Source organism: Lysinibacillus sp. 1 U-2021, from assembly GCF_029916965.1.
Taxonomy (GTDB): Bacteria; Bacillota; Bacilli; order Bacillales_A; family Planococcaceae; genus Lysinibacillus; species Lysinibacillus capsici.
This window is the reverse complement of record NZ_CP123966.1, coordinates 1,261,132-1,281,815: the sequence shown is the minus strand read 5'-3', so window position 1 is coordinate 1,281,815 and position 20,684 is coordinate 1,261,132. Positions and strand designations below refer to the sequence as shown.

Genomic DNA, 20,684 nt, shown 5'->3' with positions numbered 1-20,684 from the left:
TCCTCCTTCTATTTTATCGTATGTTCTTCAGGGAACAATTTTGACTTTAATTCATCTTCACCAGAGCCCTTGGCTAGTGGAACGCGAGAACGATAGGCTGCACGACAAATTAAATGCCCTGCAACGGGTGCTGTCACAAAGACGAAAAGAATACCTAAAATGAGCCGTACACTAACAAAACCATCATGTACCCAAAAATAGATAAACGCTCCTAACAAACAGGTTAAAACTGATAATGTAGAGCTTTTCGTAGCAGCATGTGATCGTGTATAGACATCTGGTAGGCGAATCATTCCAAATGCGCTAATAACACTCACAATGGAACCTATAAGAATAAGGATAACTGCTGCCCATTCAATCATTTGATTTACGTTCAACAATCACACCTCTTTCTATATATTTTGTAAATGCAATCGTTCCGATAAACGCTAAAATGCCCAAAATAAGAATAGCTTCTAAATATGCTTTAGTCTTCAATATTATAGAGACAATCGCAATAGCTGATAATAAATTAACTCCAATTGTATCGAGAGCTATCGCTCGATCAGGCAGTGACGGACCACGGATAACACGATATAACGACAGCGCAATGGAAATACTGAAGAAAGCAAGTGCAAGAAGTAATATATTGTTAATCATTAGCGTGTCACCTCCATTATTGCTTGTTCGAATTTTCCAATTGATCGTATAACTGCATCCTTTGACTGTTCGATGTCCATAGCATGGATATAAAAGACATCTCCCTCTTCCGATACCTCCATGACGACAGAGCCAGGTGTTAATGTTAACAATAAGGCAAGAGCTGTAATCTCCCAATCACCCTTTAATACAGTTTTATATGTGAAAATACCAGGTGTAATATTTAGCTTAGGCGTAGTGATTTGTCTTAATACACTATAGCTTGATAAAAATAGCTCCCAGTTAAACAGCCATAATAACTTGATAATGGAAAAGACTCTCCGCATGTAAAATTGAGTACCATAAAAGCGATGCATCGCATATAGAATACCCATACCTACTACAAAACCCATTAGAAATGTCGAAAATTGTGGTGTCACTTCATCCTTTAGAAGTAACCAAAGTGTTGCGATAAATAAATTTAAAATAAACTGCATCGCCATTATTTATTCACCTCACCTTGCCATTGTTCGCCATCTAAAACTGCATCGATATAGATAGATGGTGTATAAAGTGTTTCAGCTGCATCTGTGACAAATGGTGCCAGTTTTTCTGCCCCAATCCCTAATCCAAATGTGCAAACAGCCAGTAATGTTAAAGGCAACAATATACGTTTAGGTAAAGGTTTTTCATCCTCTAAGCTAATAATGGTTTCGCCGAAAAAGGAAGAAAGAAATATCCTTAACAATGAATATAAAACAATTAAACTAGAGAAAAACCCTAGACCTAATAGAACGAAATGGCCACCTTCTATCGCACCTTGTCCAATTAAAACCTTTCCTAAAAAACCACTCAGTGGGGGTATACCAGCTAGTGAACACATTGCTATAAAGAACAACCATCCAAAAATGGGGTAGTTACGAATAAGTCCACTCATCTTATCAATTACTGTTTCCCCAGTGAGATATATCATCATGCCAACAGCTAAGAACAACATAGCCTTAGCTATCATATCGTGCATTAAATAGTAGATAACACCTTGTAAGGCTGACTCTGTGCCTACAGCTAGCCCAATTATTATAAAACCAACACCAATTAGTACATTGTAAGAGGCTATTGTTCTAACATCACGACCTGAAAGTGCACCGATACAGCCTGCTATAATTGTGAGTCCAGCCATGATGCCAAGAGCTGTGTGTGTGACTTCAGGATTGTTAGGGAACAGCAATGTAAAGGAACGTACAAGTGCATACATCCCTACCTTTGTTAATAAAGCAGCAAATAAAGCAGCAATGGCAGTTGGTGGTACACTATACGAGCCTGGCAACCAGAAGAATAATAAAAGCCCAGCCTTCAAGCTAAAGACGATTAAGAAAATAAGCGCTACTGTTGTAATAAGAGGATTAGCTCCTGCCTCCATTACACGAACTGAAATATGTGCCATATTTAATGTGCCTACCGTTCCATACAGAAAAGCTAGTGCCACTAAGAAAATCCAAGAGGCAACAATGTTGATGAGCACATATTTCAATGCTTCACGTAGCTGAATTTTTTCGCCACCTAAGCTAATCAATGCATAGGAAGCGAGCAACATTACTTCAAAACACACAAATAAGTTAAAAATATCGCCCGTCAAAAATGAGCCATTGACACCTGCTATCATCAGCAAGGTAAATGGATAAAAATACATTTTTTCATATCTTAGCTCCATTGTAAAAATTGCATATAGCATACAAATGAGGGCTACAATATTTGCAACTAACACTAATAGTGTCGCAAATGAATCGGCTACAAATGAGATTCCAAATGGTGGTGCCCATCCACTAAAATCAATGCGCATCACTCCCTGTTCTTGAATCTCTACTAATAAAATGACGCTAATGATAATAATAAAGCTCAATGTCAATAAGCTGATGATACGTTGTAGCGTCACATGCTCTTTTAAAAACACCAGTAAAATAGCCGTAATTACTGGTACAATTAATGGTAAAACAATCATATTACTCATCAGGCGTACCTCTCAATTCATCAAAATTCCCTGAACCATTTGTTTTGTACGCGCGATACCCTAAAACGAGAACAAAAGCAGTGACAGCAAAGCTAATCACAATCGCTGTTAATATTAATGCTTGAGGTAATGCATCTGTATATGGTCCCTCTGATTCTCCTAATAACGGGACATCCCCTTTTTTTAAACCTCCCATAGTCAAAATCAGTAAGTGGGCAGCATGAGATAAAACAGCGGTGCCTAAAATAACACGCAATAACTGCTTCGAGAGGATTAAGTACGTCGCAACAGCTACTAATATACCTACTAAAACAAGTATTAAAGACTCCATTGGCTACTCATCCTCACTTATACTTAAAATAATTGTTACAACAACCCCCACCACTGTTAAAGCCACACCTGCTTCAAAAATAGTGACAGTTGAAAAGCCCATTTTCCCAAAGATAGGAACATCTATATACGTATGTGCTTGTGTTAAAAATGGGACATCAAAAAACAACGAACCTATTGCTGTTCCAGTTGCTAGCAATACACCAAGAGCTGCAACTTTTTTGAAGTCGAAAGGCATCCCTTTATGAACAGTTTCAATATCATAGGCTAGATATAACAAAACAATGCCTGAGGCTAACACCAGACCACCTATAAAGCCACCACCAGGAGCATGATGCCCAGCAAAGAATAAATACACGCCGAGTGTTAAAATAATGAACACAACGGCTTTGGTGACGGTTCTTAAAATCACATCATTAATTTTCATGATCTGCTTCCTCCTTTCGTGGCTTAAGCTTTGTCAGAGCATAGACCCCTAAGCCAGCAATTAGAAGAACAACAACCTCTAGCATCGTATCAAAAGCACGGAAATCCCCTAGTATTGTATTAACGATGTTGGAACCGCCAGCCAATTCATAGGCATCATTGAAGTAAGTAGCCACTGGTTCAAAGCGATCATAGTGTACGACGGCTAAACCAACAATAGTTACGGTTGCACCAACAAAAATAGAAATTAATGCTTTTGACCATTGAACCCTTTTACGTGGTAGCTCTGGCATTAAATCTGGCAAATATTTAAAACATAAAAGGAATAAAGCTGTTGTGACCGATTCAACAACTAGTTGTGTTAAAGCTAGGTCTGGTGCACGGAAAATAACAAAGAAGAAGGCAATAGAATAGCCTAGTACACCATTTAGCAACATGGCTGTCACCCGACCCTTTGCGAAAATCATCCAAACAGCAGCAAAAATCATGACAAACACAAGGATTAACTCGTAGGATTCTATAGCGGAATCTTTGTCAAAATTAAAGGTCATGGCATCTGACCAAACAAAATAACCAGCGATAAGTGCAACAAAAAATACATATATATAGACAAAATAATGTGTTAAATTACCTGTCATATATTTATTGGTAAGCTTCTGTGAGCCATTTTCACTCATCTCTATCATTCGATTGTAATACGTATTAAACGTATACTTTTGTGAAAATAGACGATAAAGTGGCTTCCAGCTTTTTAATGTTTTAAATAAGATAATTCCAATAATAATGACACCTACTGTCATCAATAACTCTGCATTGATGCCATGCCATGCATGAATATGTGGTGTTAACTCACTTGTAGTTGGGAATGTTGGATAAATACTAGCCATAGCAGGCTCTAAAATATAATGACCTAATATATTAGGGAAGAAAAAGATACCAACTACCAACAAGCATAAAATAATTGGCGATATTAACATGCCAAGTGGAGCCTCGTGTGGTTTTTTATCAATCTTCTCTGGCTGTAGTTTACCCAAAAATGTACGACTAATTAAAATCAAACTATAGACAAAGGTAAAGATACTTGCCACCCATGCTACTGTAGGAAAAAACAGCCCTATATCAGCAATAGAGAATGCTTCTACATCACGAATAGCCAATACTGCTGCAAAAAACATTTCCTTACTTAAAAAGCCATTAAATGGTGGCAATCCTGCCATTGAGAAGCTACCTATCACTGCGATTGTAAAAGTGATAGGCATGAAAGACATTAAGCCACCTAAACGACGAATATCACGAGTACCTACTTCATGATCGACAATTCCAACCATCATGAATAAAGCTCCTTTAAAGGTCGAATGATTCACAAGGTGGAATAGCGCTGCAAAGCTTGCTTGAGTGTAAAGAATTGAGTTTTCCTCATAGCCATAATAATGACCAACAGACCCAAGACCAAAGAGACTCATAATTAAACCAAGCTGACTCACTGTTGAAAAGGCTAATAATGCTTTTAAATCCGTCTGACGGACAGCATTAAATGAGCCCCAGAATAATGTAACAAGGCCGATAACACTAACTAGCCAGAACCATACTGCCTCTCCTCCAAAAACTGGTGAAAAACGAGCAACTAAATAAATACCTGCCTTCACCATTGTTGCGGAATGTAAGTAAGCACTAACTGGTGTTGGGGCCTCCATAGCATCAGGCAACCAAATGTGGAATGGAAATTGTGCAGATTTTGTAAAGGCCCCTAATAAAATTAGAATAAGGGCTGGCGTAAATAAGGCATGATCTCGTATAACCTCTACATTAGCTACAATTTCACGAATACTAAATGTATGAGAAGCCACATAGAGCATTAAGAAACCCGCAAGCATTGAGAGTCCGCCAAAGACTGTAATCATCATCGCTTTTTTAGCTCCTGCGCGAGAAGCCTTTCTATGATGCCAAAATGCGATTAATAGGAATGATGACACACTTGTTAATTCCCAAAATGTGTATAATACCATTAGGTTATCTGAAAAAACAACGCCAAGCATAGCGCCCATGAATAGTAATAAATAGCAGTAAAAATGATGAAGAGATTCTTTCGTTGATAAATAAAAAATAGAATATAAAATGACTAAACTACCTACACCTGTAATCAGCAGACCAAAAATCATACTGAGTCCATCTAGGTAAGTTGTGAAATTTATATTAAAAGAGGGAATCCACTCATATGTATGAATAACGGTTTTACCCTCGGCTAATTGAGGAATATAGCGAGCGAGTAAAAGAAACAAGATGAATGGAACAGATAAAACAAACCAGCCAAGATGTGTGACACGCCTTAGTCGCCTGTAAAGCAATGGAATTAGAGCAGCACAAACAAATGGCAAAAGTATCGCAATGAGAACTGTGACCAAATGAAAACCTCCTACTATCTAAATCATCTAGCAAATTTTTGTGGTGATGGGCATGTAAAGTGCTAAGACTTTAGAAATTTGTTCAAGCTAAGTAACATATTAGATGTATTCTTGAAATTATTTAATGGAATATGGTGGGGTGTTAAAGTGCTTAATTGTTTATTAAAAAGGTTATTTTAGTTATTTAGTCACTTCTAACCCGATGCAAGCCTAAATAACTTGTGGAAAATCAGATAATTTATACAGTTACAATTCAGTTAATATCAGCATGATGAAGACACTTGACTATCTATTTAACTCACTGCATAATAGTGTGGCATATGAAAGCAAAGTAGCATAGATGCACAGAATGCATAAATTAAATAATCTCTAATTATCGATTTAGGCTTAATCCTTCAAGGGTTTTCCAATACATTTTCGTTAACTTTTATACATTTTTAAGTATACAATATAAATGAGCATAATGCACTGTAACAGCATCGATTTTAGCTGTTTTAGGATAATTTTTTCAAAATCAACAGTGAAATTAACAAAATACCAACAGATAAGAGGTGTACATTTTTTATGAAGCATGTAAAAGGGCGTTTGGATGAAAGTATATTAGTTTGTGTTTACTACGGCTTAAATGGCGAACGTTTGATTCGTCGTGGTCATAAGATGGCCACAATGCTTGATTGCCCACTCTATATTCTTTCAGTCGATTCGCAACCCCTTGATGCATTTGACGCAGAGAAATCTAGTTATATAGAGCAATGGAAAAAGTTATCAGATGAACTTGAGGTTGAAAAATTTATTTTGCAAGATAATGAAAAACGCCCCATACAAAAGGTTATTGCAGAGGTCGCAAAGAATTATAGTATTTCGCAAATAATCGTAGGGCAAAGCGCACAAAGCCGTTGGGAGGAAATCACTAAAGGCTCGTTCTTAAACGTACTGTTAAAGGAAGTTCCTTTTGTTGATTTTCATATCGTAGCTGTTCAACGCCCAACCGATGATGATGCAAATGAAACATATGAAAAAGGAGTACGTGCTTACTTAATTAAAGAACAGGAGAACTTTAAAGTAGCATTTACATGTCCTAAGTATGTATCGATTGAAGGTATATTCTTTAAAGAAATTGGCACAGATTTTGACAACGGCATCTTTAAATTTACTTACAACGATAAAATGTATGAAGTTCATATTTCAGAGGGCTATGTAATTGATCAGGAAAAATTGCCAGCAGAATTTTTAGCTCCATTAAGACAATAAAAAAACGCGTAGATACGCGTTTTTTTTATTAGACAGCAGCTGAAGCAGGTTTATCTTTCGGTAAGAAGAAGGCAACTAGTAATAATAAAGGTAATAATGAAACAACAATCATTGTAAAATCAATGCCTTTATGATCCATTAAAACGCCGATAACCATTGCCCCTATTGCGCCCATACCAAAAGCAAATCCTGTTGTTAAACCAGCCATTGTGCCAATTTTTGTTGGGACTAACTCTTGCGCATAGACCACTGTTACGGAGAAGCTAATCATAATCAACGTACCAATAATAATCAAAAATATCATAGCCGCCCATAATGGTACATATGGCAATGCTAAACAAAATGGCATAGGGCCAACTACAGAAAGGATAATAACATTTTTCCTACCAATACGGTCTGATAAAGAGCCTCCGAAAAAGGTACCTACTACACCAAATGCCATGAAGGTGAAGATTAATATTTGCCCTAGTCGAAGGCTGACTTCATAGTGATCCATTAGATAAAACACATAAAAACTTGTTATATTTGTTGTATAAAATGATCGTGCAAAAATAATTGTAAATAATAATGTTAATGCGATTCCAACTTGTTTTTTTGTTAATGGAGGCAATGTTGAAACGAGTACACGCTTTTTCTTGGTTGTACGCTCCTGCTCCAATTGTTTTTTATACCATGTAGCAATTTTACTTAATAAAAGGATACCAAACGTTGCAATGACTAATATGATCGCAGCCCCACGTTGCCCTAGAATATCAAAGATGTAAGCACTAATTAATGGTGCTAGTGCTTGCCCTGAATTTCCCCCCACTTGATAAATTGACTGTGCAAGTCCTCGTTTAGATCCAGCTGCCATAAAGGAAACTCTCGATCCCTCAGGGTGAAAAATAGCTGACCCGAAGCCTATAAATAATACCGCAATAATAATAATCCAATACTGCGTTGTGAACGCTATAATAGCAATCCCTATAAATGAACTAATCATACCGATAGGTAAAGCATAAGGCATTGGTTTTTTATCACTGATAAAGCCTACCGCAGGCTGCAATGCAGAAGCAAATATGTTTAATACAAAAGAAATCATTCCAATTTGTGTAAAGGTCAATCCTAATTCACTCTTAAATATCGGAAACATCGCTGGGATAACAGCTTGCATCGTATCATTTATTAGGTGAGCAACACCGATTGCAATCATTATTGGATAGATTGGATTGGTTACATTTAATTGTTTATTCATGTTGCCACCTCACTCTTATTTTGTTTAAACATGATTGTCGCATACTATCGACCATTTTGCACAAGCTATAGTTCGACAGCTGTAAAAGGAGTTGATATATGCATGGAAAGCTTTATTCATGCTCACTTTTGGGAAATGATTCTACGAACAACACTTTCGTTTTTTGCCTTACTAATTCTGGCACGTCTACTTGGTAAAAAACAATTAGGCCAGTTAACGTTTTTCCATTACATTACAGGTATTACATTTGGGTCGATCGCTTCAGAAATTGCCTCTCAGGAAGAAACACCATTTTTAGATGGTATGATTTCCCTCGTTTGGTGGAGTGCTTTAACGTATTTGATGACCGTTATTACGATTAAATCTAAAAAAGCTCGCGTTCTCATTGATGATAAACCAACAATTGTTATTCAAAAGGGTCTTATTTTAGAATCAGCACTACAAAAAAACCGTCTTCATCTAGATGAGCTTACAATGATGTTACGTGAACAAGCCATTTTCTCCGTACAGGACGTTGAGTATGCTTTACTAGAAACGAATGGAAAGCTCAGTGTGCTACAAAAAACCTCTGAACAAGTGGCTACAAAGCAGGATGTTAAAGCCGATGTATCACCACCTACCTACCTTCCTACAGAAGTTATTTCTGATGGTCAACTTATTACCGAGAATATTGTTGAACTTGAGCTGACAGAAGACTGGGTAATAAAGAAATTGAAAAAGCAAAATGTGCATTCTGTAGAAGAAGTTTATTTTGCTCAAGTCCAAACAAATGGTTCCTTGTACATCAGCTTAAAAGATAAAGCGAGACATTCAAGCCCTTAATTGCTTGTCTAGTCTCGTTTTTTTGTTAATCAATTTTGACAATATCTAAGGGCGTAATAATACCGAGTAATCTTTGATGTGGTTGACCATGCTCCGTTATTAATAATGCCTCAAAGCGTCTCCCTCTTTCGACTCCTTGTTTAAATATTTCCTCAGCCTCATAGATGGATATCGTTCTACTGACAAATTTGTAATTCACTCTATTTTTCTCATGCAATAAGATATCATGCAGTGTTGGTATTCTTTTCGGTAAATGATCACCACCCATCTTTGACGCAAGCCAATTTGTGATTCCTACTGTTGTGATGAGCCCCTTAAACTGCTTATTATAATAAACAGGAAATTGTGTATATTTGCGCTGACGTATCACTTTTAAAACATGTTTTAAAGAATCATTTTCTTGAAAAATCAATACTCTTTTACGGAACATTTGCCCCACAAGCGTTGGCTTAGCAAGGGTAGCATCTATGTATTCAATTCGTTCTACAACATCAGTATGTGGTTCTGCAATCACATAATGTAATGATGTACGATGATGCACAATCGCATTTCGTAAGTCTGCATATGAGCGGAGATCATCTTCATATTTCTTCACCAAGACATCCTTTTTCTTTGCTTGATCAATCAGCCGATAAAAAGGCATAAAATCCTTCGCACCTACAATATCTCTCAGTCTATGATCTATTCGATTAAACGCTGTCAGGAAACGATCGGAATTTTCAGTTCCCACTTTTCATGTCCCTTCTTTCTATAGTAGTCTATATATTTTCCGAGTTATTTGACAAATTTCGAGTTACACACCCATTATATTCCTAAGTTATAGAGATTCCAAGAAAGGAGTTTTACAATCCCTCTTGAAAGTGACGTTACGTCATTTTATATAATGTCATTAACAGAGAGGAGGAGTGATTACCTTGCTTACGATTCACAATGTATCAAAACAAACTGGCATTTCTGTTCGAACGTTACGTTACTATGAGGAGATCGGCTTGTTACTTCCTATAGCAAAGACTGAGGGGGGACATAGGATTTACGGAGAGAACGAGCTCAAAACGTTACAACAGATTGTATTTTTAAAGGCATTGGGCTTCAAGTTGAAAGAAATTCAGACACTTATCAATAATTCATGGAACTGGGAAGCAAGTTTAGACCATCAGTTAGCTTTTGTAGCAGAAGAGCAAAAGAAACTACAGCAAATGAAGAACACTATTCTTGGATTAAAGAATGCTTCGTCTATCGAAGGTGGGTTGACAGAGTCCCTTATCCAAAAGTACATTAAGCTTTCAAATCAAGAACGAGATAATAAGCAAGCCTTCCGCCAGCAGATTTTCGCAGCTACAGAAATGGAACTACTTAGAAAATTACCCAATTTAAATAAAAATGATCCTAATTCTTTAGAGTGGATTGGTTTATTAGGTCAATTAAAGCAGCTTCATAAGGAAAGTCCTGAAGCCGATTCCGTTCAGTTTATTATTAAACGAATGATGGAAAAAGCCGAGGTAGAATATAACGGAAATGATGAATTTTTAGAGAAGATGTGGACCATAAGAAAATCTACTTATAAATCCGAACAAATTGGATTATATCCTTTAGAGGAAGAATTTCTACATTTTATAGAGCAGGCTTTTCATGTTTATGAAACAAAAAAACAGGCGTTAGGAAAATCACAATCATGAACATAGAAATGTTGCTACTGATTGGTACTTTAGCTTTGTTAGACATGTTTAGTCCTTCTATAATTGGCGTATCCGTCTATGTATTGCTTGTGGCTAAAAAACAGCAGATCCGCCTTTTATTAACCTATTTAATGACTGTTGGGTTGTTTTACTTTAGTACTGGGATTTTTTTAATGTTAGGTCTAGGTGTCATATTCAACCCTATTTCTAATTTGCTAGATAGTTACTCAGCTCGATTAATCATGACCATGGTAGGGGGAATTTTATTTATTGGCAGTTGGTTAGTTCCAAAAAGAAAGGCAAATGGATCCCCTAAACCAAAATCTTTACATGTGAGCTCTATGGTAGCTTTAGGTTTCACAACTTCTATTTTAGAAGTTGCAACTGCTCTTCCTTATTTCGCGGCAATAGGTATTTTAACGAGTAATCAAATAGTGTTTTATGAATGGTTACCTTTATTGGCAGGATACAATTTAGTAATGATTGCACCAGGGATCATCCTACTATGCTTTCATCTATTATTCCGCCGATTTATGAATAAACCTTTAAGAAAAATTCAAACGCTTTTTGATCAAAGAACAAGCTCGACACTTTCTTGGATGATGTTCTTTGTAGGATTGATTTTGCTTATAAATGGTAGGATGATTTAAAATAAAAAACGGTAAAAATCCATTTTTACCGTTTTCTCTTCAGATTTTTGTCATAGACGCATTTCTTTTCATCATCACGATACCAATGCCGATGCAGATAATTGTCAATGCTAGCGTAATGACTAAGCTCCACCAGTAATCTGATATCTCTATTGTTCCTCGAAATTTTGCAATTCCGTAGCTTGCTAGTTTCCACGGTGATATTGTCCAAAAGATTCCTATAATCATATCGATAATTTGCCCAACAAAGATCACTGTAAAGGCACATGTTGTAGCAATAACTGTTTTAAAGCTGGCACTCATCATTAACGTAACAGCTATCACAAATAGCAACCAAATATAGTACGTAGAAAAGCTTACTAACAGTGCACCTATATCCAACGTTCCATATAAAATAGTTGTATAATAGACACTTGCACCAAACCCAGCTAAAATACTAACAAAACAAATGGTGCTCATAACAACAAATTTACTCAAAAAATATGCGCCAAATGAAATAGGCCGAGCATATAGTAATGTTGCCATACCATTAGCACGTTCCTTACTAATAGCTCCTACAAACGAAGCCATCATCACCAATAAGCCAATTGTTTGAAATTGCCCGATAGATGCTTGAATTAAATCCAGTGGCATTAATTCTGGCATCAACATTTCAAAGCCCTCTGGAACATTCCCAACAGCCTTTAAAATATCCATCATATAATAGTTTGTTAGTGGATCACTCATTCCAAGCAAAGCAAACACTAGAGGAATCCATAGAAACTTCCAACTCCGCCATGCTTCTCTAAATTCCTTTTGAAGAAGTACATTGAATCCTCTCATGCCTTTTTCGCCACCTTCATGAAAATTTCTTCCAAAGATGCTGTCTGTCGCTCTACCTTTCTAATTGTATAAGGACATTCACTTAACCGTTGAAGCAACATTTTCATCGTCGGCTCTTCATTCACGATCTCAATATACACATTACAACCTATTACATGATTAAATGGATTTGCAAAAAGCTTAGCCTCTTCTTCACTGCCAAATTCAATGACATAATTTTGCTCATCATAACGTTGCCGTACTTCACGTAATGTTCCCTGCTCTACTAGTTTCCCATTTTGCAAAAATAATAGTTGATCTGTCATTTCTTCAGCATCATTTAAAATATGCGTTGAGTATAAAATAGTCGTCTCTTGCTGTAGTCCTTTTAATAAATCAAGTACTTCTCTACGACCAACTGGATCTAATGCTGAAACAGGTTCGTCTAATAGCAGTAATTTAGGCTTATGCACTATTGCTTGGGAAATACCAAGTCGCTGCTTCATTCCACCTGAAAAAGAGGCTATTTTTTTATGTTGTACGTCCCCTAACCCTACAAATTCTAAGGTTTTTTGTGCTTCTAATTTAGCTTTTTTGGCTGCTACACCATTCAACTTTGCAGCCATTTCTGTAAACTCTAACGCAGTTAGCCAAGGATGAAATTGTGGATATTGGGGTAAAAAACCTATATTCGCACGTAAATCATTACCTAGCATCTTTACATTTCCAGCAGTCGGTCTTAAAAGCCCCGTTAACATAGATAAAGTGGTTGTCTTGCCAGCTCCATTTGGACCAATTAAAGCCGTAGAGGTTTTTTCCTCTAAGTTGAAATGAATGGCATCTACAACTTTGTGCTCTGCAAATTGCTTGGTCAAACCTATAACTTGAAGTAAAGTTGTCATGACTGCTTTCTCCCCACTATAAAGTACGCAATTGACCCTAATAGATTAGCAAAAAGAATTATAAACACCCAAAGAATTTTAGGGCCATTTGTTGCATGAATTTTTCGTAAATCAATAAGTGCTACGATCATCAAAATAATTTGAACGATGATGAGCGGTGCTATAACTGCCCATGGAACTTTTGCTAATTCCTCCATCATACAGATCACCTCATTATTTGTTATATACTAACTATAACAAATTTGTTCTAATATGTATAGAACAATCTATCTCTTACATCATAAAAAAAGATGTACCTTAATTAGTACATCTTCTCAATTATTTATAAAGTTTTTGCAGAGCATCTTCCATTTTAGGGCGTATAGTTACCACTGGACGAGCTTTTTTGACAGCTGCCTGTGCTGCTTCTAATGAATCAGCTATTCCCAACTCCATTAATATAGCGGTAGCTGCAACCCCTGCACGTCCACCACCACTTCCACAGTGAACATATATTTTCTGCCCTGTCTCAAAGGCTTTAGCAGCTTCTTGCGCGACTTGTTGGATGGATGATGCTACCTCACTATCTTCATCTGCTATAGGCATATGTTTATAAGAATAAGGAACTGTCTCCTGGTCTTGAGGGGATAGCCCTTGAACACGAACATCTATCACAACATCAATGGATTCTTGTGTAAATGCAGCCTCTGCATCTTTTGCACCGCCAAAGAACAGTTGATCCTTTACTAAAACATCGTAGTCTTTCCCCATATTCTCCACGCCTCACATGTTTATTTTAGTAAATGCTTAATATCCTCATAATATGGTAGAGCCGTTAAAGCACCTGCTTTTGTTGCGGCAAACGCTCCTAATTTGTTGCCAAAGCTTGTACAACGCACTAGTTCTTCTTTTGTTGTAGGTAAACCATTGTAATGGACATCACGTAGGACACCTGCCATAAATGCATCTCCCGCACCTGTTGTATCCACAGGCACTACTTTCTCAGTCGGTACATGTATAACTTCACCATTAAGGACTGCATAAGTCCCGTTTTCTCCTACGGTAATTAAAATAATAGGCACTAAATAGCTATTTAATTGCTCGATACCTTCTTCTAAGCTACTTGTCTCTGTCAGGAAGAATAGCTCATCATCCGTCACCTTTAAAATATCGACATCCTCAAAAAATGATGTAATCGTATCTCGACAAATTTCTTCACTGCTCCAACGTAAAGGACGAATATTTGCATCCATTGCAATAATCGCACCCTTGTCCTTAGCCATTTCTACTGCAGCTCGTGTTGTAGCAAGAGCTGTTGGATGGAACATTGTGCCTGAACACACCGTTAAAGCAGAGGCATGCTTAAAAGCTGCTTCATTTAGCTGTGATGGTTCAACTTGTAAATCAGGTGTTTCATCAACATAATCCTTAAAAATTCGCTCACATGCTTCTGTTAGATGCACATATACACCACTTACTCGTTTTGCTGGATCAAATACGGCATAATCCAGTTTCACACCCTCTTGGGCAAGCCCATCTCGCACAAATTGTGAGCCCTCGTCATCCCCCGTAATTGTAATCAATGCGGAAGGTGCACCAATGCGGCTAATACCCGCTGCAACATTAACCGTTGCGCCACCCATATATTTAGTAAATGATGTGTTTGTTACATCATCAGCAATATAGTCAATAAAAGCATCTCCATAGACTAATATAAAATCCTTCTCTTGCTTTGTCATGATAGTCCTCCTGAAAGTCTAGTCATTATAGATTAACACGAAAATTGTCATTCTATAAAGGTTTTTACTTTTGGCATTTCTTTATGAGAGGATGGATAACTTGAGTCATCCCCTATCTTTGTTATACTTGCCTATAGAAAGGTAGGGATTATCAAAATGAGTATTACAATTCGACAAGCGCAACCACAAGATGCCCATGCCGTTGTGCCTTTAATTATCGACGCCATTGGCGATATTGCTAATCGCTTAACTGGTGAGCAATCAACGGAGGCTGTTATGCAGGAGCTGACTGTTCTTTTTCACCAAGAAGACAATCGACATTCTTATTTAAATACTTTTGTTGCTACTGAAAATGAACAGATTTTGGGGATTCTCGTTTATTATCACGGCGAACAAGCCGTTCACATGGACGCTAACCTTGTTAAATGGCTTGAAGCAAAAAATGCGCCATCCATTGTTATTGACCAAGAAGCCCATGAAGATGAGGCTTACATTGATACAGTTTGTGTTGCACCAGCTGCACGTGGTAAAGGAATCGGAACATTGCTATTACAATTTGCCGAAGAGCTGACAAAGCAACGCGGCTATACAAAATTATCATTAAATGTTGAAACCCAAAAAGAAGAAGCGCGCCGTCTTTATGAACGACTAGGCTTTGTTATTACGGAGCCTTGGTCAATTATTGATGAGCCTTTTCATCATATGGTTAAACAGTTTTAGGAAGTGAATAACTAATATATGAAAAACAATTTGATTTACCCTCTTTTGATTGTTATTGCATCTAGTAGTTACGGGATATTGTCGACTATTGTCAAAGTAGCTATGCAGCATGGCTTTACATCAGCGGAGGCTGTATCAAGCCAGTATATTATTGGCTTTTTACTCGTAATATCCATCTTTATTTTTACTGACAGAAAATTACCAAGACCGTCCAAGAAGGGCTTACTTATTTTAATATGTGCAGGAATTTTTACAGGGACAACAGGTATCGTATACGGAGAATCTTTAAAGTATCTTCCTGCTTCTCTTGCAGTAGTCATGCTATTCCAATTTACATGGATTGGTCTACTGATTGATTGTGCCCTCCATAAAAGATTACCAAGTAGACCTGAAGTAATTTCGATCGTGATCTTATTTATCGGAACGATTCTAGCTGCAGGTGTATTAAATGTAGATTTAAGTGACATTCCTATTCAAGGATGGCTATTCGGTTTTACAGCAGCCGTTACTTTTGCATGTTTCATTCAATTTAATTCTCGACCTGTCGAGGGCGTGACTACCACATCAAGGGTATTAATCGTTTCCTCTGTGGCGCTTATTATGATCAGTATTTTCCTAAGTCCTGAGGTTATTTGGAACGGTAAACTATTCATGCAAGGCCTGTGGAAATACGGACTAGCACTAGGTCTTTTCGGTATCATTTTACCAATTTATCTATTTTCAATTGCTATCCCTAAAATCGGTGGTGCGATTGCTTCTATTTTAAGCGCCATTGAATTACCAGTGGCTGTTACTGTTTCTGTTATTGTTTTGCATGAACCTTTAACTACTGTACAAATTATCGGGATTGTACTGGTGATTGCTGGCATGATGCTGCCAACCATTGTTGCACAACGTCAACAAAAGGATAGCTTATTAGAAGCACATTCATAAAACGACAAAAAACTCCCTAAAAATGGAACGATTCCTTTTTAAGGAGTTTTTTTGAACTTTAATGAAATGCCATTGCTTACCATTATGCACTTCGCTATGATGAATGCAAATGTAATTTTTTAATAATTCTAACATTAATGTTCCCCTTCAGTATTATACTGCAATATGCAAGTAACTTACTTTAAGAAAGGGGAAGTTGATGAAAAAAGCCTATGTTCTTGGTTTTTTCCTTATGTTAATGCTTTTCGTTTTAGCTGCTTGTAATGGCAAAGATCAGCAAAATTCTACAAATGATGCAGCAAGTAATGACGAGGCATCGGATGGTAAAAAAACAGAAGTAGCAGCAACGTCGCCTTCAGGCAAGCTAGTAATTTACACTGGACGTGACGAAGAAATGGTGCAAAATGTGATCGATCAGTTTAATGAAAAATATCCAGACATTGAAGTAGAATTTCTAACGATGGGTGCTCAACAAATTTTAGAACGTCTTCGTGGAGAGAAAGCCAATCCTCAAGCAGATTTTTGGTGGGGCGGAACGCAATCAGCGCTCATTGTTGGCGCCAATGAAGACTTACTACATGCTTGGCAGCCGAGCTTTATTGACGCTATTGATACCACACACAAAGATGTAGATGGACGATGGTTCGGCGAGATGCTGTTACCAGAAGTAATTATGATTAATAGTGATTTACTAACAAAAGAAACTGGTCCACAGGACTGGGATGACTTATTAGATCCTAAATGGAAGGATCAAATTTTAATCAGAGGTGTACTTGCGTCAGGCACAATGCGTACGATTTATTCTTCCATGATCGTACGACAAGGTGCAGATTCACCTGATAAAGGCTATGAATGGTTACTACAATTAGATGCCAACACAAAGGAGTACACACAAGACCCTAATGCCTTGTATTTAAAGCTAACACGTCAAGAAGGCAGTGTCTCCCTATGGAATCTACAAGATATTTTGTTAAAAAAATATACGACAGATTATCCTTTTGATTATATTTATCCTAAAAGTGGAGCACCTATTTTAGTAGACGGTGTAGCAGTTGTAAACAATGCGAAAAACCTAGAAAATGCAAAACTATTTGTAGAGTTTTTATTTGAAAAAGAGATGGTAACACAATTAGCTAATGATTACTATCAAATTCCTACACGTTCTGATATCGACAAAGCCTCCATGCCAGAATGGTATCAGGAATTAGATTTAAAAACATTTGATATTGATTGGCAGCTAATGTCTGACAAAGAAGCAGAATGGATGGAATACTGGGATAACAATATTAAAGGGCGCGGTAAATAGTAGAACGGGTAAAAATTCGGCTTATACAGCGAATTTTTACCTTCCTGTATTATCTAGATTCTTTGTTAGAGAGGAGTTAATGATTGAGAAGTGTCAGAATCGAAAACGTCTCGAAACAATTTGGTCAAGTGTATGGTGTGAAAGACTTAAACCTTGAAATAAAAGCTGGTGAATTTTTTACTTTTCTCGGTCCTAGCGGCTGTGGCAAAACAACCACTTTAAGAATGCTTGCAGGCTTTTATTATCCTACTAAAGGCAAAATTCTTTTTGATGATCGAGATGTCACTCGACTTCAGCCCAATAAGCGCAATATCGGCATGGTATTTCAAAATTATGCCCTTTTTCCCCATATGACGGTTGATGAGAATATTGCATTTGGTTTACAAGTTCGAAAATTTTCAAAAGCTGAGATTCAGCACAAGGTTGATCGAATTAGAGGTCAAGTGCATCTTGCTGCTTACGGCAACAGAAAAATAAATGAGCTATCTGGTGGGCAGCAGCAGCGTGTTGCTTTAGCTAGAGCACTCGTGATAGAGCCAGATATTTTATTGCTTGATGAACCTCTCTCCAATCTAGATGCAAAATTGCGTGAGGAAACACGTATTGAAATCAAACGAATCCAATCTGAGCTTGGAGTCACAACGATATACGTTACTCACGATCAAATGGAGGCCATGTCTATGTCGGATCGAATTATGGTCATGGAAAATGGCTATATCAAACAAATTGGGACTCCTCAGGAAATTTATCATCAACCCAAGGATCGTTTTGTGGCAAATTTTATTGGGGAAACTAATTTAATTGAATGCTCAATCCAAGCTATTGATGGGGAAAATGTACAAGTACGAACAGTGAATGGACATAATTTAACTGGGCGAAAGCAACAAAGCTCTCCCTCCTTAACGCATATGATTGGAGACAAAGTATTTATTTCTATTCGTCCAGAATCGATTCAACTTGGTACTGGTGAAAACACATTAACAGGAAAAATTACATTTGTTGAATTCACAGGTATTAGCGTTAATTACATTGTAGATTTTACTGCGTTCTCACTTAAAGTAATGCTTATTAATTCTTATGACCAAATCAAAAAGATCGGTGAAGATATTACAATCCATATGGCACAAGATTCACTATACTTTTTAGGGGAATAGGAGGAAGCCAATATGGGGAAACAGTCTGAAAGTACGTGGACGCGAATTTTTCATGCTAATTGGTTTGTCTATGTTTTAATATCGCCATTATTTTTAGTGTTATTCGCCTATGTGGTTTATCCCTTCTATCAAACTTTCATCCAAAGCTTTGCTGGTGATGAAGCATTCTTTCATTATAAGAAATTTTTTGATATAGCTAGTCCAGCAAATTTAGAGGCCTTGTGGACCAGTATTTATATTTCATTTATCAGTGTTATTTGCTGTGCACTTGTTGGGGTAACAATGGCCTTTTTACTAGAACGCTATAATTTCCCTGGGAGACGGATATTGTCTGTTTTAGTTTTGGTTCCAATGGCACTTCCTCCTCTAGTAGGTGTTTTGTCCTTTTCATTTTTATATGGTGATAGCGGGATTTTTCCACGAATTTTTCAGCATCTATTTGGGTTGGATCACGTTCCTTTTGCCTTGAAGGGAATATGGGGCGTCATCGTTGTTCATACATTCACAATGTATACGTACTTCTATTTGACTGCCTCTGCTGCTATTAAGGGGCTTGATCCTGCTCTTGAAGAGGCAGCTACTAGTCTGGGTGCAGGGCGTATTCGCGTATGGACAAAGGTTATTTTACCAATGCTCACACCTTCTATTGTTGCCTCATCCTTATTGGTGTTTATGATTTCTATGGCTTCTTATACTGCACCTTTGATGTTTGGTGTAGAGCGTACTATGACGATGCAAATTTATTTATCACGTACAAATGGGAATCTTGAGATGGCTGCAACACAGTCGATGATATTATCTTTTGTATCTATCACTTTTTTAATCATTATGCGCTGGTATCAAAATCGCAGAAATTATCAAAATCTAAGTAAGGGAATTAGTGTTCATCGTTCAGAGGTATCCTCAAAAAAAGTAAAAATTATCGCAACAATTGCTTCTTTTGTTGGCACATTAATATTGATACTGCCTATTTTAGTGTTGATATTGATCTCTTTCTCTGTGGATGGAGCGTGGAAAACGCAAATTCTCCCAACCGACTATACAATCGATCATTATATTGCCCTTTTTACTGATGAACGCACATGGCGACCTATTTGGAACTCCATTCAAATGGGTGTTATTGCAACACTGGGCAATATCATCTTTGGTGTCGCGGCTGCTTATGCTATGGTGCGCTTAAATTTTAAAGGGAAAACCATGCTCGACATTTTGATAATGGTACCTTGGGCTTTGCCAGGAACAGTTGTTGCTGTTAATTTAATTGCTGCCTTTAGTACAGAAAGTATCTTTAGTTTTAATCAAGTATTGATCGGGACATTTTGGATTTTGCCATTAGCCTACTTTATTCGACATTTACCACTTGTTTTTCGATCAACATCCGCCTCTCTTGTACAGCTAGATCAATCAATTGAAGAGGCATCACGTGGCTTAGGGGCCAACTGGTGGTATACATTTAGACGTATTGTCGTGCCTTTAACATTCACCGGGATTTTAGCAGGGACACTCTTAGCCCTCGTGCAAAGCTTTGGTGAATTTGTTGCATCCATTCTAATTTACAGTACATCCACTATTCCATTGTCTGTAGCGATATTCCAAAAATTATATGCATTTAAATTTGGGACCGCCTGTGCTTATGGTGTCTTACAAATTTGTTTAATTTTAGTTGTCCTTATTATTTCTGAAAAACTATCAAAAGGCAGTGCTGGTACAGCCATCTAGCTGCCAATCTATTA

The 20,684-nt window shown here is 37.3% G+C and carries 23 protein-coding genes; 9 read left to right on the top strand and 14 right to left on the bottom strand.

The window, feature by feature from the left end:
• Positions 1-8 precede the first annotated feature (8 nt).
• From QH639_RS06775 to QH639_RS06745, 7 genes are read right to left on the bottom strand one after another with little or no spacing between them, the layout of a single operon-like run.
• On the bottom strand, positions 9-377 hold the full coding sequence (locus QH639_RS06775; RefSeq protein ID WP_004233152.1) for a Na+/H+ antiporter subunit G: 369 nt from the start codon (positions 375-377) through the stop codon (positions 9-11).
• Positions 355-639, bottom strand: a complete 285-nt coding sequence (locus QH639_RS06770; RefSeq protein ID WP_131522147.1) for a Na(+)/H(+) antiporter subunit F1 — start codon at positions 637-639, stop codon at positions 355-357. The genes QH639_RS06775 and QH639_RS06770 overlap by 23 nt, the downstream gene beginning before the upstream one ends.
• Positions 639-1,121 (bottom strand): Na+/H+ antiporter subunit E, encoded by a 483-nt coding sequence (locus tag QH639_RS06765; RefSeq protein ID WP_131522146.1) that lies wholly within the window; start codon positions 1,119-1,121, stop codon positions 639-641. The genes QH639_RS06770 and QH639_RS06765 overlap by 1 nt, the downstream gene beginning before the upstream one ends.
• Positions 1,121-2,626, bottom strand: coding sequence for a Na+/H+ antiporter subunit D (locus tag QH639_RS06760; protein WP_131522145.1), 1,506 nt, complete (start codon positions 2,624-2,626; stop codon positions 1,121-1,123). Before QH639_RS06760 ends, QH639_RS06765 begins: the two co-directional genes overlap by 1 nt.
• On the bottom strand, positions 2,619-2,957 hold the full coding sequence (locus QH639_RS06755; protein WP_004233143.1) for a Na(+)/H(+) antiporter subunit C: 339 nt from the start codon (positions 2,955-2,957) through the stop codon (positions 2,619-2,621). The genes QH639_RS06760 and QH639_RS06755 overlap by 8 nt, the downstream gene beginning before the upstream one ends.
• A 3-nt stretch (positions 2,958-2,960) precedes the next feature.
• A complete protein-coding gene (locus tag QH639_RS06750) occupies positions 2,961-3,383 on the bottom strand; it encodes a Na(+)/H(+) antiporter subunit B (RefSeq protein WP_004233141.1) in 423 nt (140 codons plus the stop codon).
• Positions 3,373-5,784 carry a Na+/H+ antiporter subunit A gene (locus tag QH639_RS06745; RefSeq protein WP_237899045.1) on the bottom strand — a complete coding sequence of 804 codons (2,412 nt, stop codon included), beginning with the start codon at positions 5,782-5,784 and terminating at the stop codon, positions 3,373-3,375. Before QH639_RS06745 ends, QH639_RS06750 begins: the two co-directional genes overlap by 11 nt.
• 564 nt (positions 5,785-6,348) lie before the next feature.
• Between QH639_RS06745 and QH639_RS06740 the strand changes: the two genes are divergently transcribed.
• Positions 6,349-7,035, top strand: a complete 687-nt coding sequence (locus tag QH639_RS06740) for an adenine nucleotide alpha hydrolase family protein (protein ID WP_281115850.1) — start codon at positions 6,349-6,351, stop codon at positions 7,033-7,035.
• Positions 7,036-7,063: 28 nt separating this feature from the next.
• Here QH639_RS06740 and QH639_RS06735 read toward each other — a convergent pair whose 3' ends face one another.
• Complete coding sequence (locus QH639_RS06735; RefSeq protein ID WP_131522143.1) at positions 7,064-8,269, bottom strand: MFS transporter; 1,206 nt, start codon at positions 8,267-8,269, stop codon at positions 7,064-7,066.
• A 102-nt stretch (positions 8,270-8,371) separates the two neighbouring features.
• On the opposite strand from QH639_RS06735, the gene QH639_RS06730 reads away from it, so the two are divergent.
• Positions 8,372-9,091 carry a DUF421 domain-containing protein gene (locus tag QH639_RS06730; protein ID WP_237899044.1) on the top strand — a complete coding sequence of 240 codons (720 nt, stop codon included), beginning with the start codon at positions 8,372-8,374 and terminating at the stop codon, positions 9,089-9,091.
• 25 nt (positions 9,092-9,116) lie between these two features.
• On the opposite strand, the gene QH639_RS06725 is transcribed toward QH639_RS06730, so the two are convergent.
• On the bottom strand, positions 9,117-9,821 hold the full coding sequence (locus QH639_RS06725; protein ID WP_048395772.1) for a CBS domain-containing protein: 705 nt from the start codon (positions 9,819-9,821) through the stop codon (positions 9,117-9,119).
• A 175-nt stretch (positions 9,822-9,996) separates the two neighbouring features.
• On the opposite strand from QH639_RS06725, the gene QH639_RS06720 reads away from it, so the two are divergent.
• Positions 9,997-10,767 carry a MerR family transcriptional regulator gene (locus QH639_RS06720; protein WP_233732282.1) on the top strand — a complete coding sequence of 257 codons (771 nt, stop codon included), beginning with the start codon at positions 9,997-9,999 and terminating at the stop codon, positions 10,765-10,767.
• Complete coding sequence (locus QH639_RS06715) at positions 10,764-11,417, top strand: GAP family protein (protein WP_237899042.1); 654 nt, start codon at positions 10,764-10,766, stop codon at positions 11,415-11,417. The genes QH639_RS06720 and QH639_RS06715 overlap by 4 nt, the downstream gene beginning before the upstream one ends.
• A 39-nt stretch (positions 11,418-11,456) precedes the next feature.
• Here the strand turns inward: QH639_RS06715 and QH639_RS06710 are convergent, their stop codons facing one another.
• From QH639_RS06710 to QH639_RS06690, 5 genes are all read right to left on the bottom strand, one after another.
• Positions 11,457-12,239 carry an ABC transporter permease gene (locus tag QH639_RS06710; protein ID WP_237899041.1) on the bottom strand — a complete coding sequence of 261 codons (783 nt, stop codon included), beginning with the start codon at positions 12,237-12,239 and terminating at the stop codon, positions 11,457-11,459.
• Positions 12,236-13,120, bottom strand: coding sequence for an ABC transporter ATP-binding protein (locus QH639_RS06705; protein ID WP_131522139.1), 885 nt, complete (start codon positions 13,118-13,120; stop codon positions 12,236-12,238). Before QH639_RS06705 ends, QH639_RS06710 begins: the two co-directional genes overlap by 4 nt.
• Positions 13,117-13,320: a PLDc N-terminal domain-containing protein gene (locus tag QH639_RS06700; protein ID WP_004233126.1), complete on the bottom strand. Its 204-nt coding sequence runs from the start codon at positions 13,318-13,320 to the stop codon at positions 13,117-13,119. The genes QH639_RS06705 and QH639_RS06700 overlap by 4 nt, the downstream gene beginning before the upstream one ends.
• Positions 13,321-13,438: 118 nt before the next feature.
• Positions 13,439-13,870 carry a protein-tyrosine phosphatase family protein gene (locus tag QH639_RS06695; RefSeq protein ID WP_131522138.1) on the bottom strand — a complete coding sequence of 144 codons (432 nt, stop codon included), beginning with the start codon at positions 13,868-13,870 and terminating at the stop codon, positions 13,439-13,441.
• A gap of 20 nt (positions 13,871-13,890) precedes the next feature.
• Entirely contained in the window at positions 13,891-14,838 is a 948-nt protein-coding gene (locus QH639_RS06690) for a carbohydrate kinase family protein (protein ID WP_054548551.1), read from the bottom strand.
• Positions 14,839-14,994: 156 nt separating this feature from the next.
• Between QH639_RS06690 and QH639_RS06685 the strand changes: the two genes are divergently transcribed.
• The 5 genes from QH639_RS06685 (at position 14,995) to QH639_RS06665 (ending at position 20,670) form a co-directional block, all read left to right on the top strand.
• Positions 14,995-15,558 (top strand): GNAT family N-acetyltransferase, encoded by a 564-nt coding sequence (locus QH639_RS06685; RefSeq protein ID WP_131522137.1) that lies wholly within the window; start codon positions 14,995-14,997, stop codon positions 15,556-15,558.
• Between the two features lie 18 nt (positions 15,559-15,576).
• Positions 15,577-16,491: an EamA family transporter gene (locus QH639_RS06680; protein WP_281115849.1), complete on the top strand. Its 915-nt coding sequence runs from the start codon at positions 15,577-15,579 to the stop codon at positions 16,489-16,491.
• A gap of 199 nt (positions 16,492-16,690) precedes the next feature.
• The gene (locus tag QH639_RS06675) at positions 16,691-17,797 is read left to right on the top strand and encodes an extracellular solute-binding protein (RefSeq protein ID WP_131522135.1); all 1,107 of its coding nucleotides are present in this window, start codon (positions 16,691-16,693) and stop codon (positions 17,795-17,797) included.
• Between the two features lie 83 nt (positions 17,798-17,880).
• Positions 17,881-18,951: an ABC transporter ATP-binding protein gene (locus QH639_RS06670; RefSeq protein ID WP_131522134.1), complete on the top strand. Its 1,071-nt coding sequence runs from the start codon at positions 17,881-17,883 to the stop codon at positions 18,949-18,951.
• Between the two features lie 12 nt (positions 18,952-18,963).
• The gene (locus tag QH639_RS06665) at positions 18,964-20,670 is read left to right on the top strand and encodes an ABC transporter permease (RefSeq protein WP_131522133.1); all 1,707 of its coding nucleotides are present in this window, start codon (positions 18,964-18,966) and stop codon (positions 20,668-20,670) included.
• Positions 20,671-20,684 lie beyond the last annotated feature (14 nt).

Coding starts and splice junctions, on each gene's coding strand:
- QH639_RS06770 (WP_131522147.1), bottom strand. CDS start 639: ATGATTAACAATATATTACTTCTTGCACTTGCTTTCTTCAGTATTTCC.
- QH639_RS06765 (WP_131522146.1), bottom strand. CDS start 1,121: ATGGCGATGCAGTTTATTTTAAATTTATTTATCGCAACACTTTGGTTA.
- QH639_RS06760 (WP_131522145.1), bottom strand. CDS start 2,626: ATGAGTAATATGATTGTTTTACCATTAATTGTACCAGTAATTACGGCT.
- QH639_RS06755 (WP_004233143.1), bottom strand. CDS start 2,957: ATGGAGTCTTTAATACTTGTTTTAGTAGGTATATTAGTAGCTGTTGCG.
- QH639_RS06750 (WP_004233141.1), bottom strand. CDS start 3,383: ATGAAAATTAATGATGTGATTTTAAGAACCGTCACCAAAGCCGTTGTG.
- QH639_RS06740 (WP_281115850.1), top strand. CDS start 6,349: ATGAAGCATGTAAAAGGGCGTTTGGATGAAAGTATATTAGTTTGTGTT.
- QH639_RS06735 (WP_131522143.1), bottom strand. CDS start 8,269: ATGAATAAACAATTAAATGTAACCAATCCAATCTATCCAATAATGATT.
- QH639_RS06730 (WP_237899044.1), top strand. CDS start 8,372: ATGGAAAGCTTTATTCATGCTCACTTTTGGGAAATGATTCTACGAACA.
- QH639_RS06715 (WP_237899042.1), top strand. CDS start 10,764: ATGAACATAGAAATGTTGCTACTGATTGGTACTTTAGCTTTGTTAGAC.
- QH639_RS06710 (WP_237899041.1), bottom strand. CDS start 12,239: ATGAGAGGATTCAATGTACTTCTTCAAAAGGAATTTAGAGAAGCATGG.
- QH639_RS06705 (WP_131522139.1), bottom strand. CDS start 13,120: ATGACAACTTTACTTCAAGTTATAGGTTTGACCAAGCAATTTGCAGAG.
- QH639_RS06700 (WP_004233126.1), bottom strand. CDS start 13,320: ATGATGGAGGAATTAGCAAAAGTTCCATGGGCAGTTATAGCACCGCTC.
- QH639_RS06695 (WP_131522138.1), bottom strand. CDS start 13,870: ATGGGGAAAGACTACGATGTTTTAGTAAAGGATCAACTGTTCTTTGGC.
- QH639_RS06690 (WP_054548551.1), bottom strand. CDS start 14,838: ATGACAAAGCAAGAGAAGGATTTTATATTAGTCTATGGAGATGCTTTT.
- QH639_RS06685 (WP_131522137.1), top strand. CDS start 14,995: ATGAGTATTACAATTCGACAAGCGCAACCACAAGATGCCCATGCCGTT.
- QH639_RS06680 (WP_281115849.1), top strand. CDS start 15,577: ATGAAAAACAATTTGATTTACCCTCTTTTGATTGTTATTGCATCTAGT.
- QH639_RS06675 (WP_131522135.1), top strand. CDS start 16,691: ATGAAAAAAGCCTATGTTCTTGGTTTTTTCCTTATGTTAATGCTTTTC.
- QH639_RS06665 (WP_131522133.1), top strand. CDS start 18,964: ATGGGGAAACAGTCTGAAAGTACGTGGACGCGAATTTTTCATGCTAAT.